Origin of the sequence: Candidatus Pelagibacter ubique HTCC1062 (genome assembly GCF_000012345.1) — a bacterium.
GTDB lineage: Bacteria > Pseudomonadota > Alphaproteobacteria > Pelagibacterales > Pelagibacteraceae > Pelagibacter > Pelagibacter ubiqueversans.
In genome coordinates this window covers 1096739-1108416 of the sequence record NC_007205.1, presented here as the reverse complement: position 1 = coordinate 1108416, position 11678 = coordinate 1096739, and the positions used below count along the sequence as shown (strand labels likewise).

General features: G+C 30.0%; 12 protein-coding genes. 9 read left to right on the top strand and 3 right to left on the bottom strand.

Annotation, left to right across the window (positions count from 1 at the left end):
* Positions 1-10: 10 nt before the first annotated feature.
* A complete protein-coding gene (locus tag SAR11_RS05785; RefSeq protein WP_011282170.1) occupies positions 11-700 on the bottom strand; it encodes an HAD-IA family hydrolase in 690 nt (229 codons plus the stop codon).
* A gap of 70 nt (positions 701-770) precedes the next feature.
* On the opposite strand from SAR11_RS05785, the gene SAR11_RS05780 reads away from it, so the two are divergent.
* From SAR11_RS05780 to SAR11_RS05740, 9 genes are all read left to right on the top strand, one after another.
* Entirely contained in the window at positions 771-1394 is a 624-nt protein-coding gene (locus SAR11_RS05780; RefSeq protein ID WP_011282169.1) for a DapH/DapD/GlmU-related protein, read from the top strand.
* Between the two features lies 1 nt (position 1395).
* Entirely contained in the window at positions 1396-3216 is a 1821-nt protein-coding gene (gene glmS, locus SAR11_RS05775) for a glutamine--fructose-6-phosphate transaminase (isomerizing) (RefSeq protein ID WP_011282168.1), read from the top strand.
* A 35-nt stretch (positions 3217-3251) separates the two neighbouring features.
* Positions 3252-4631 carry a class II 3-deoxy-7-phosphoheptulonate synthase gene (locus SAR11_RS05770; RefSeq protein ID WP_011282167.1) on the top strand — a complete coding sequence of 460 codons (1380 nt, stop codon included), beginning with the start codon at positions 3252-3254 and terminating at the stop codon, positions 4629-4631.
* Positions 4632-4670: 39 nt separating this feature from the next.
* Positions 4671-5408, top strand: a complete 738-nt coding sequence (nadE, locus tag SAR11_RS05765) for an NAD(+) synthase (protein WP_041185793.1) — start codon at positions 4671-4673, stop codon at positions 5406-5408.
* 45 nt (positions 5409-5453) lie between these two features.
* Positions 5454-6815: a cysteine--tRNA ligase gene (gene cysS, locus SAR11_RS05760; protein WP_011282165.1), complete on the top strand. Its 1362-nt coding sequence runs from the start codon at positions 5454-5456 to the stop codon at positions 6813-6815.
* Positions 6812-8413, top strand: a complete 1602-nt coding sequence (gene cimA / locus SAR11_RS05755; protein ID WP_011282164.1) for a citramalate synthase — start codon at positions 6812-6814, stop codon at positions 8411-8413. The genes cysS and cimA overlap by 4 nt, the downstream gene beginning before the upstream one ends.
* Positions 8413-9126, top strand: a complete 714-nt coding sequence (locus SAR11_RS05750; protein WP_011282163.1) for an RNA methyltransferase — start codon at positions 8413-8415, stop codon at positions 9124-9126. The genes cimA and SAR11_RS05750 overlap by 1 nt, the downstream gene beginning before the upstream one ends.
* A gap of 40 nt (positions 9127-9166) precedes the next feature.
* The gene (gene rpsD, locus SAR11_RS05745) at positions 9167-9784 is read left to right on the top strand and encodes a 30S ribosomal protein S4 (protein ID WP_006996782.1); all 618 of its coding nucleotides are present in this window, start codon (positions 9167-9169) and stop codon (positions 9782-9784) included.
* A 135-nt stretch (positions 9785-9919) separates the two neighbouring features.
* Positions 9920-11110, top strand: coding sequence for an SAM-dependent methyltransferase (locus tag SAR11_RS05740; protein WP_011282162.1), 1191 nt, complete (start codon positions 9920-9922; stop codon positions 11108-11110).
* A 4-nt stretch (positions 11111-11114) separates the two neighbouring features.
* Here SAR11_RS05740 and grxD read toward each other — a convergent pair whose 3' ends face one another.
* Together grxD and SAR11_RS05730 are read right to left on the bottom strand one after the other, a co-directional pair.
* Positions 11115-11447 carry a Grx4 family monothiol glutaredoxin gene (gene grxD, locus SAR11_RS05735; RefSeq protein WP_006996785.1) on the bottom strand — a complete coding sequence of 111 codons (333 nt, stop codon included), beginning with the start codon at positions 11445-11447 and terminating at the stop codon, positions 11115-11117.
* The gene (locus SAR11_RS05730) at positions 11447-11677 is read right to left on the bottom strand and encodes a BolA/IbaG family iron-sulfur metabolism protein (protein ID WP_006996786.1); all 231 of its coding nucleotides are present in this window, start codon (positions 11675-11677) and stop codon (positions 11447-11449) included. The genes grxD and SAR11_RS05730 overlap by 1 nt, the downstream gene beginning before the upstream one ends.
* Between the last annotated feature and the right edge of the window lies 1 nt (position 11678).

Here is an 11678-nt window from a genome sequence, read left to right as displayed (position 1 = left end):
AAAAATTAAATCAATCTTTTAAGTAAGTTGAAACTATTTTTTCAACACCAATAAAGTCTTTTATTAAATGATTATGGTAAATTTCATTAGAATTTTTTTCCGTATAACCATTTTCTAATAAAATAACAGGAACAGAGGCAGCCTTTGCTGCATTTGCATCAGTTTCACTATCCCCAAACATTAGAGATTTTTTTATATCACCCCCGATGATTTCAATTATACTTGTTATGTGTCTAGGATCGGGTTTGCAATAATCAAACGTATCTGAACCAGCAACGTACTCAAAGTAATCATAAATTCCAATCTTTTTTAAAAGATCAATTGCTAAGTGTTCTTGTTTATTGGTACAAACTGCCATTGAAATTTCTTTTTCTTTACACCATTTTAGAAATTCTTTTACCCCATTAATAAGTGTGCTTTCTTTAATAATATTTTTTCCATAAAAATTAACAAAATCTTTTACCATTTCAGCTTTAATTTTTTGATCATCAATTTTACCAAACTCTTTTTTTGCTTGTCCCCATATAGATCTACCAATCATTGCTCCAGCGCCTTGACCTACTAAATTTCTAATGTCAGCAGTAGATTTGGTAGGATAACCATATTTTCTCATTACATGATTATGAGCATTCATTAAATCAGGTGCGGTATCGACTAATGTTCCATCTAGGTCAAATAATATTGAGTATTTTTGAGTCATTAATAAAGTATTTTTAAGAAATAAATTGTGAATTAAGCTATCTATACACTTAATATAAAAATATTTCCAGATGAAACAAATAAATTCTAATACTGAACAAGAAAAACTTCGTAAATTTTTTATAAAGTCTGGAGTAAAAATGATTGGTCCTGAAACTATTTTTTTTTCAAAAGATACAAAGGTTGGAAAAAACGTTACTATTAATCCATATGTTGTCATTGGGCCAAAAGTTAAAATTGGAAATAATGTAACTATCAATTCATTTTCACATTTAGAAGATTGTAAAATAAAAAATAAAGTTGAAGTTGGACCTTATGCACGATTAAGACCAGGAACTATTCTTGAAGAAGGATCAAAAATTGGAAATTTTGTAGAAGTTAAGAAAAGTACAGTTGGAAAAAAATCAAAAATAAATCATTTATCGTACGTTGGAGATAGTGAATTGGGTAAAGGTGTTAATGTTGGAGCTGGTACAATTACTTGCAATTATGATGGTGTTAAAAAAAGTAAAACAAAAATTAAAGACAATGTATTTATAGGTTCTAACTCATCATTAGTTGCACCAATTACTCTTGAAAAAAATAGTATTGTTGGGGCAGGATCAGTTATTACAAAGAAAGTTAAAAAAAATTCATTAGCTTTAACTAGAAGCGCTCAAACAGAAGTTAAAAACTACAAAAGAAGAACAAAATAAAATGTGTGGAATAATAGGTATAGCTAGTAATAAACCGGTTTCATCTACAATTATTAATTCTCTTAGAAAATTAGAATATAGAGGATACGACTCTGCAGGAATTGCCACATTATCAAATGGAATTGTAAGTGAAGCAAAATCAGAAGGTAGAGTTGATATTTTAGAAAAAAACCTTGCTGTTAAGAATATGTCAGGCCCCATTGGAATTGGGCATGTTAGATGGGCAACGCACGGTATTCCAAATACTATTAATGCACATCCTCATTCTTCAGAGAGTGTATCGGTTGTACATAATGGGATTATTGAAAATTCTACACTTTTAAAAAAGTATTTAATAAACAAGGGTCATGTATTTAAATCTCAAACAGATACTGAGGTAATTGTACATTTAATAACAGAGTATTTAAAAGAACTAAATTTAAAAGAGGCAATTATTAAAACCCTTAAACAATTACATGGAAGTTTTGCTTTAGGTATAATTTTTAAAGATCAACCAAATCTTATAGTGGGTGCTAGAAGAGGGTCTCCACTTGCAGTTGGTTATGGTCCTAATGAAAATTATTTAGGTTCAGACTCTTACGCTTTAAAGTCTATGACTAATAAAATTTCATATTTAAATGATGGAGAGTTTTGCATTATAAAAAAAGACCAAGTTGAGTTTTTTGATGAAGAAGGCTTAAAGGTTAATAAAAAAGTTTTAGAATTATCTTCAAAAGAACAGGATTATGACAAAGGTGATTTTAAACACTTTATGGCAAAAGAGATTGAAGAACAGCCTACAACATTAAAGAACTGTATAAACGAGTATGTAGATAAGATTAACAACGACATCAACATCTACAATTTTCCCTGGAATATTAAAGAAATTTCTTCAGTTACTTTAATTGGTTGTGGTACAGCTTATCACTCTTGTTTAATGGCAAAGTATTGGTTTGAAGAAAATACTACACTTGAAGTAACAATTGATATTGCATCTGAGTTTAGATACCGAAAAAATAGATTTAAAGATGATAATTTATATATTTTTGTTTCTCAGTCTGGTGAAACAGCAGATACTTATGCGGCCCTAGATTTATGTAATAAAAATAACATGAAAACTTGCAGTGTAGTTAATGTTATAGAAAGCTCTATTGCAAGGGACTCTAACTTTGTTTTACCCATTCATTGTGGGCAAGAAATTGGTGTTGCATCCACAAAAGCTTTTATGGGTCAAATGTTGGTTTTATATATTTTAGTATTAAAATTAGGAATTTTAAGAAAAGACTTGGATAAAGATTTATATTTAAACAAAATTAAAGACTTAAAGTTATTACCTAAGTTAGTTGAGCAAACTTTACTTACAGAGAGTAAAATCCAGACAGTTTCAAGTTCATTTACTGATGCAAAAGGTTCGATGTTTTTAGGGAGAGGTTTTTCTTACCCAATTGCATTAGAAGGGGCGTTAAAATTAAAGGAATTAGCTTACGTTCATGCTGAAGGGTACCCTGCAGGTGAGATGAAACATGGGCCTTTAGCTTTAATTGAAGATGGAATGCCAGTTGTTGTCTTAGCTCCAAGAGATAATTATTATAAAAAAACTATTTCTAATATGCAGGAAGTAATAGCAAGAGGGGCTAAAGTTTTATTGATCACTAACAAGAGCAAAGACGAAGTTTTTTCAGAAAATATTTGGGAAACTGTATTAGTTGAAAGTGCCAATGATGACTTGTTGCCTTTTTTATTAACTGTTCCACTGCAAAAATTAGCATATTATTCAGCTCTCAAAAAAGGGTATGACATTGATAAACCTAGAAATTTAGCAAAATCAGTCACAGTTGAATAATAATTAATCTCTGTTACAACACCCCTAGGCTGAATATGAAAAATTGGAAAATAAATAGCTGGAGAAATTATCCTGTAAAACACATTCCGGAATATCCTGATCAAAAAGAATTGGATGGTGTTTTAAGTAAAATTAAAGATTTTCCTCCATTAGTTTTTGCTGGTGAGACGAGACATTTAAAAGAACAATTAGCTGATGTTGTCGATGGAAAAGCTTTTTTATTACAAGGTGGAGATTGTGCAGAAAGTTTTGCAGAATTTCATCCTGATAACATTAGAGATACATTTAAACTGATACTGCAAATGTCGTTAGTGCTTACTTATTCGGCATCATTACCTGTTATTAAACTTGGAAGAATTGCTGGACAGTTTTCAAAACCAAGAAGTTCTCCTGTTGAAAATATTGATGGTGTTGAACTGCCTAGTTACCTAGGTGATAATATTAATGGAATGGAATTTAATGAAAAATCAAGAGTTCCTGATCCAAAAAGACTTTTTAAAGCTTATTCTCAATCTGCATCAACGCTTAACCTTATAAGAGCTTTCTCTCATGGAGGTTTTGCTGATCTTAAAAAAGTACATACTTGGAACTTAGGGTTTATTAAAAACTCTCCAGCTGCAAAAAAATTTAAAGATTTAGAAGATAGAATTGCAGATGCCTTAGCATTTATGGATGCTTGTGGAATTAATTCTGACTTTAATAGAAGATTAAAAACAGTAAACTTTTGGACTTCACATGAGGCTTTATTACTTCCTTTTGAGCAAGCAATGACAAGAGTAGATTCAACAACAGGTGAATATCACGATACCTCAGCTCACTTTGTTTGGATAGGAGATAGAACAAGACAACTAGATGGTGGACATGTTGAGTTTTGTAGGGGAATTGAAAATCCAATTGGAATTAAATGTGGACCAACATTAAAAGCTGAAGACTTGATAAATCTTTGCAATAAAATTAATCCAAATAATGAAAAAGGTAAAATAACTTTAATTTCTAGATTTGGTCATGAAAATGTTTCTAAATTTTTACCAAAATTAATAAGAGCAATTAAAAAAGAAGGTTTAAATGTAATATGGTCATGTGATCCTTGTCATGGAAATACAATTAAAGCTACAACTGGATTTAAAACAAGACCCTTTAATAGTGTTGTCAAAGAAGTAAAAAATGTTTTTGAATGTCACCAAAGTGAAGGAAGTTATGCAGGTGGATTACACATTGAAATGACCGGTCAAAATGTTACGGAATGCACAGGTGGTGCTCAGAAAATATCTGACCAAGATTTATCTAGCCGTTACCATACTCATTGCGATCCAAGACTTAATGCTAACCAAGCGTTAGAGTTAGCTTTTTTAATTTCTGATGAGATTAAAAAAAATGCTGCTTATTCTAAAAAAAATATTAAAGCGGCATCTTAAACCATTGTATTGAATACAATTTCGTTTAAATTTTAGGAAATGAAACCTTTAGAAAAAGCACAATTTATAAGCAATTGGATTAAAGATTATGTGAACAAGATGCCAAGTAAGGCTCAATCTTTAATCATTGGAATTTCTGGGGGAATAGATTCTTCTGTATCAAGTACATTGAGCGCAATGACAGGTATTAAAACAATTGTTTTATCAATGCCCATTAAACAAAAATCATCACAACATGACTTAAGCTTAAAACATCAAGAATGGCTTGTTAAAAACTTTGATAATGTTGAAGCGCACACAATAAATTTAGATAAATTATTTGAAACGTTTGAGAGTACGCTATCTAATTTTGATAGTGAACTTGGTATGGCAAATTCTAGAGCAAGAATTAGAATGACCACTCTTTATCAAGTAGCAGCTGCAAACAAAGGTATTGTGGTTGGTACTGGAAATAAAGTTGAGGATTTTGGAGTGGGGTTTTATACAAAATATGGAGATGGTGGAGTTGATATATCTCCTATTGCGGATTGTAATAAATCAGAAGTATGGGAAATAGGTAAATCTATTAATATTCTTCAAGAGATAATTGATGCTGCTCCAACAGATGGATTATGGGATGATGGCAGAACTGATGAAGGTCAGTTAGGTCTTAAATACAAGGAATTAGAAGAAGCTATGAACAATGTTAATTCAATAAATCGTGAAAAATACGAAAAAATAAGAAAGATAAACTTGCATAAAATGGAACCAATCCCAGTTTGCAAGATTCCCAACTAATCTTATAGATTCACAAATCTATAATTAAAGTATAATTCTAAGATAATGAACAAGGATATTTTTTTAACAAACAATCTAAACAATAAAAAAGAAAAATTTGTTCCTATAAATAAAGAAAACATTGGAATGTATGTTTGTGGTCCAACCGTTTATGACAACCCACACATTGGGAACGCAAGACCTCTTGTTATTTTTGATATTTTGTTCAAAGTTTTAAAATCAAAATATGGTCATGATAAAATAAATTATATAAGAAATATTACAGACGTTGATGATAAGATAATTAAATCAGCAAAAGAAAAAAATCTTTCAATATCAGAATTAACAAACAATGTTATTAAAGATTTTAATGATGATTGTAATTACTTAAATTTAGATAATCCATCACAACAACCAAAAGCAACAGATCATATTGATCTCATGATTAAAATGATATCAACTTTAATAGAAAAAGATTTTGCTTATGTGGTAAACGACCATGTTTATTTTGAAGTTAGCAAATTTGATGATTATGGAAAATTATCGAATAAAAAACTAGAAGATTTAATTGCAGGATCTAGAGTAGAAGTTTCAGATAATAAAAAAAAATCAGAAGACTTTGTATTATGGAAACCCTCTAAGGATGATGAACCTTCTTGGGATTCTCCTTGGGGTAAAGGAAGACCTGGTTGGCATTTAGAATGTTCTGCAATGTCAAAGAAATACCTAGGAAACGTATTTGATATTCATGGAGGTGGAATTGATTTAATTTTTCCACATCACGAAAATGAAATTGCACAATCAAGATGTGCGAATGATAGTAAAGTTTTTGCAAATTATTGGATCCATAACGCATTTATTACTATGTCCAATGAAAAAATGGCTAAATCAACTGGCAACATACTTAAGATTAAAGATTTTAAAGATAATGTTGATGGACAAGTTTTAAAACTTGCTCTTATGAGTGCTCACTACAAACAGCCATTAGACTGGAACGAAAAGCTCTTAGAAGATTGCAAAAATACTATTGATAAATGGTATGAAGTTTATTTACCCCCGAAAGACAAAATAGTTTTAGATGAAGATATTTTGTCTCCATTATATGATGATTTGAATACACCTGGCTACATTGCAAAATTACATCAACTTTATGATAAGGCCTTAAAAGGTGGAAATGAAGAGAAAAGTTTATTTGTATTAGCTTGTAATTTTATTGGTATTTTAAATAAAACAAAAGAAGAGTGGATTGAATTTAAAAAGAAAAAATCATCCATTAATGAAGATGATATTTTAGAAATGATTTCACTTAGAAACAAAGCTAGAGAAGATAAGAATTATAAAGAAGCTGATATCATTAGAAATAAGCTTTTAGATAAAGGGGTTTTAATAGAAGACAAAGATGGTAAAACAATTTGGAAACTAAAATGAGCAAAGAACAACTTTTTATATTTGATACAACACTGAGAGATGGTGCACAAACACAAGGGGTAGACTTTTCTGTAGATGATAAATTAAAAATTGCCTCAGCTTTAGATAATTTAGGTGTTGATTATATTGAGGGTGGGTGGCCAGGAGCAAATCCTACGGATACTGAATTTTTTCAAAAAAAACATTCATTTAATAATGCTAAACTAACATCTTTTGGTATGACCAAAAGAACTGGTCGAAGTGCCGATAATGATCCTGGACTATCAGCACTTTTAAACTCAAACACACCGGCAGTTTGTATTGTAGGAAAATCTTGGGATTTTCATGTTGATATAGCACTTGGTATTTCTAATGAAGAAAACTTAGAAAACATTAAAGAGACAGCTAAACATTTCGTTAAAGAGAATAAAGAATTCATGTTCGATGCAGAGCATTTTTTTGATGGATACAAGGCTAATCCAAGTTACGCCTTATCATGTCTCAAATCAGCATTTGATGAGGGAGCAAGGTGGATTGTTTTATGTGACACTAATGGTGGAACCTTACCTCATGAAGTTACAAAAATTGTTACAGAAGTTTCTAAAACTATACCTGGAAAAAATTTAGGGATACATGCACACAATGATACGGGTAATGCAGTTGCGAATTCTTTAGCTGCAGTTTGGGCTGGAGTTAGACAGGTGCAAGGAACCATCAATGGTTTAGGTGAAAGGTGTGGTAATGCTAATTTAATGTCACTAATCCCTACTTTTTTTTTAAAAGAAGATTTTGCAACTAATTTTCAATTAAAAATTAAACCAGACAATATTAAGAAATTAACAGAATGCTCTAGATTGTTGGATGAGATTTTAAATAGAAAACCTAACAAACATCTTCCATACGTTGGTGCTGCAGCTTTTTCTCACAAAGGTGGTCTTCATGTATCAGCGGTTCAAAAAAATCCAAAAACTTATGAACATATTGATCCAGTAGAAGTTGGAAATTCTCGAAATATAGTAGTTTCAGATCAATCTGGAAAATCCAATATAATCTCAAGACTAAAAACTATTGGTATAGAAATAGAAGAGAGCGATCCTAAAATTAAAAAACTTTTAGATGAAGTTAAAGATAGAGAATTTATTGGCTATAGTTATGATGGCGCTGACGCATCTTTTGAATTATTGGCCAGAAGGATTATCAGCAAAATACCAAGGTATATATTGATTAAAGAATACGATGTCTCTGTTAAAAAAGATTCGTCAGGTACAATTGTTTCTTCTGCAAAAGCTCAGCTTGAAGTTGATGGTGAAAAAATTATGTGTACTGGTGAAGGAAATGGTCCTGTTAATGCACTAGATAATGCTATTAGACAAAATGTAGATCGATTAAACAAATACTCTAAATATTTAAAAGATTTGAAATTAGTTGATTACAAAGTTAGAATTTTAAATACAGGTACTGAAGCAATCACTAGAGTTTCAATAGAAAGCACAGACTCAAAAGGTAAGAACTGGTTCACTATTGGTGTCTCAGCAAATATAATTGACGCTTCATTTAAAGCATTAGTTGATAGTTTAGATTATAAATTATTTAAAGATAAAGCTCCAGCAAGTCTTTAATGTCTTTTAATAATATCTCATTTATCTTACATCAACCTCAACTATCAGAAAATATTGGAGCTTGTGCTAGAGCTGTTAAAAACTTTAATTTTAAAAAGTTAGTTATTGTTAAACCAAAACCAATTTTCCCAAATGATAAAATTTTAGCAACATCAGTTGGGGCAAAAGATCTAATTATTAATGCTAAAGTACATGAAACTTTAGAATCTGCTGTAAAAAAGGTAGATTATGTTGTTGCAACATCTGCAAGGTTTAGAAATAAAAATATTAAACATATTAATTTAGATGATTTAAAAAAAATTGATTTTAATAAAAAGATAGCTTTTTTATTTGGTTCTGAGGCATCTGGTTTATCTAATAATGAGATTAGTTATGCTAATTACACTATGCAAATCCCAACTAACCCTGATTTTAAATCTTTAAACCTGTCACATAGTGTTATTATTATAGCTCATACAGTAGCAAGCATTATTAATTTAAAGGGTGCAAAATATTCTAAATCAAAAAAAGTAAACTTAGCTAGCAAAAAGGATATTCAAGCTATGACTAACTTGTGCATCAAAAAACTAGAGGAAAAACACTTTTTTAAACCCTTAGAAAAGAGACCTATTATGCTTGAAAACTTAAGAAGTATTTTTTCTAAAATGGAGCTTTCTGAGAAAGAAACACGTATTTTATCCAGTGTATTTGCAAGTTTGTCCAAAAAAGGTTGATTGACAAAATAATGAGTAAGTTTATAAACCCACCTATCAAATGACAAAAAGAATAAGCGCTAAACATAAAATAGATAGAAGGTTAAAAATTAACCTATGGGGTAGACCTAAAAGTCCTTTTAATAAAAGGGATTATGGTCCAGGACAACACGGACAAGGTAGAAAAGGAAAACCTTCTGATTACGGAATTCAGCTACAAGCTAAACAAAAATTAAAAGGTTACTACGGTAACATTAACGAAAGACAATTCAGAAATATTTATAAAAAAGCTACCATGTTAAAAGGGGATACGGGTGAAAATTTAATTGGTTTGCTTGAAAGAAGATTAGATTCTGTTGTTTATAGAGCAAGATTTTCAACAACAGTATTTTCAGCGAGACAACTTATTAACCATGGTCACGTAAGAGTTAACGGTAAAAAAGTTAACATTGGAAGTTACGTTGTTAAAGAAGAAGATATAATTGAAATTAGAGATAAATCTAAACAGTTGGCTATAATTGATATCGCTCTAGCTAGTAAAGAAAGAGAAACACCTGAATACATTAATTTAGATGAAAAAAATAAAAAAGTTACTTTTGTTAGAACACCTAAGTTCGACGAAGTTCCTTATCCAGTAATAATGGAACCTAATCTAGTAATTGAATATTACTCTAGATAATAAATATCCTTTTTTAAAAAATTCTTTTAATATTGCTCTTAAAATTCCAATAAAATTGTGAATTAATCCTGAGTGAATTTTATATAAATTTATTATACATTTTTTCTTATAAATAAAATTTTTATGAGATTTTAAATGCAACTGGCAAGATATCTAAATAAATTGTTTCAGAAAGATGGCTTTCTTTTAATTGATGCTAATTCAAATAAATATATTATTGGCACACCAAAAAACAATAAGCCAATCACAGTTAAAATATTAGATAAGAAACTCCATTATAAATTATTTTTTAGGCCAGATTTATATTTTGGAGAAGCTTATTCTAATGGAGATATACAAATTGAAAACGGAAGTTTAACTGATTTCTTAGATATAGCGCTTATGAATATAGGAAGAGGTGAATTAAATTTTTTTAGTATGTTGATAAATAAGCTTTATGGGTCTTATAGATATTTAACAAACTTTAACTTTATAAAAAAATCAAAAATGAATGTGGCACATCATTATGATCTCTCAGATGATTTATACAGTTTATTTTTAGATTCTAAAAAACAATACTCGTGTGGGTATTTTATAAATGAAAATGATACTTTAGAAGATGCTCAAAATAATAAAATACAACACATAATAAAAAAACTTAATATAAAGCCAAATCAAAAAGTTCTTGATATAGGTTGTGGCTGGGGATCTTTAGCTATTGATATTGCAAAAAGTAATAATTGTGAAGTTACTGGAATTACTCTATCCGAAAATCAGTTTAACTACTGTGTTAAAAAAGCCAAAAAGCTTAATTTAGAAAATCAAGTTACCTTTAAGCTAATAGATTACCGTCAGATAGACGAAAAGTTTGATAGAATTGTAAGTGTTGGAATGTTTGAACATGTTGGTAGAAAGTTTTATAAAAATTTTTTTAAGAAAATTGATAATTTGCTTAAAGATGATGGTGTTTCACTAGTTCACACTATTGGCTCAGTTAATCCTCCTAGAGACCCACACCCTTGGATAACTAAGTATATTTTTCCAGGTGGTTATACGCCTAGTCTCAGTGAGGTGGTAACACCTGTTGAGAAAGCTGGATTAATAGTATCTGACATAGAGGTTCTTAAATTACATTATTCTCACACTCTAAGGCACTGGAAAGAAAATTGTATTAAAAATAAAATTCAAATAATTAATATGTTTGATGAAAAATTTTTTAGGATGTGGGAATTTTATTTAGCTAGCTGTGAAAGTGCTTTTAAATGGGGAGACCAAGTTGTTTATCAGTTCCAACTAACAAAGAACTATATGTCAACTCCTAATACTAGAGATTATATGTATAAGTAATCAATTATTTTTTAAAATTAATTCCTTTATCCTCAAGGACTTTTTTGAGTTCACCATTTTCATACATTTCCTTAACGATGTCACAGCCACCAACAAATTCACCTTTAATATAAACTTGTGGAATAGTAGGCCAGTCACTAAATTCTTTTATACCTTCTCTTAAAGACTGAGATTCAAGAACATTTATTCCTTTGTAATTCACTTCTAAAATTTTTAACATATTTGACACAGCCATAGAAAATCCACATTGAGGAGCATCTGGCGTTCCTTTCATAAATAAACATACTTCGTTGGTTTCTATATGACCTTGAATTAAATTTTTTGTACTATCGTCCATTATTGTTCCTTTGTTTTAATTGCTAATGCATGAAGTTCGTTGCCCATTTTCCCTTTTAAAGAATTGTACACCATTTTGTGTTGTTCAATTTTACTTTTTCCTGAAAACTCTTTAGAGGTTATTGTCGCTGAGTAGTGATTACTATCTCCTGCAAGATCTTGAATTTCTATTATAGCATCTGGTAAAGCTTCTTTAATGAGTGTTTCAACTTCTTTTATATCCATTGCCATT

Coding starts and splice junctions, on each gene's coding strand:
- SAR11_RS05785 (WP_011282170.1), bottom strand. CDS start 700: ATGACTCAAAAATACTCAATATTATTTGACCTAGATGGAACATTAGTC.
- SAR11_RS05780 (WP_011282169.1), top strand. CDS start 771: ATGAAACAAATAAATTCTAATACTGAACAAGAAAAACTTCGTAAATTT.
- glmS (WP_011282168.1), top strand. CDS start 1,396: ATGTGTGGAATAATAGGTATAGCTAGTAATAAACCGGTTTCATCTACA.
- SAR11_RS05770 (WP_011282167.1), top strand. CDS start 3,252: ATGAAAAATTGGAAAATAAATAGCTGGAGAAATTATCCTGTAAAACAC.
- nadE (WP_041185793.1), top strand. CDS start 4,671: ATGAAACCTTTAGAAAAAGCACAATTTATAAGCAATTGGATTAAAGAT.
- cysS (WP_011282165.1), top strand. CDS start 5,454: ATGAACAAGGATATTTTTTTAACAAACAATCTAAACAATAAAAAAGAA.
- cimA (WP_011282164.1), top strand. CDS start 6,812: ATGAGCAAAGAACAACTTTTTATATTTGATACAACACTGAGAGATGGT.
- SAR11_RS05750 (WP_011282163.1), top strand. CDS start 8,413: ATGTCTTTTAATAATATCTCATTTATCTTACATCAACCTCAACTATCA.
- rpsD (WP_006996782.1), top strand. CDS start 9,167: ATGACAAAAAGAATAAGCGCTAAACATAAAATAGATAGAAGGTTAAAA.
- SAR11_RS05740 (WP_011282162.1), top strand. CDS start 9,920: ATGCAACTGGCAAGATATCTAAATAAATTGTTTCAGAAAGATGGCTTT.
- grxD (WP_006996785.1), bottom strand. CDS start 11,447: ATGGACGATAGTACAAAAAATTTAATTCAAGGTCATATAGAAACCAAC.
- SAR11_RS05730 (WP_006996786.1), bottom strand. CDS start 11,677: ATGGCAATGGATATAAAAGAAGTTGAAACACTCATTAAAGAAGCTTTA.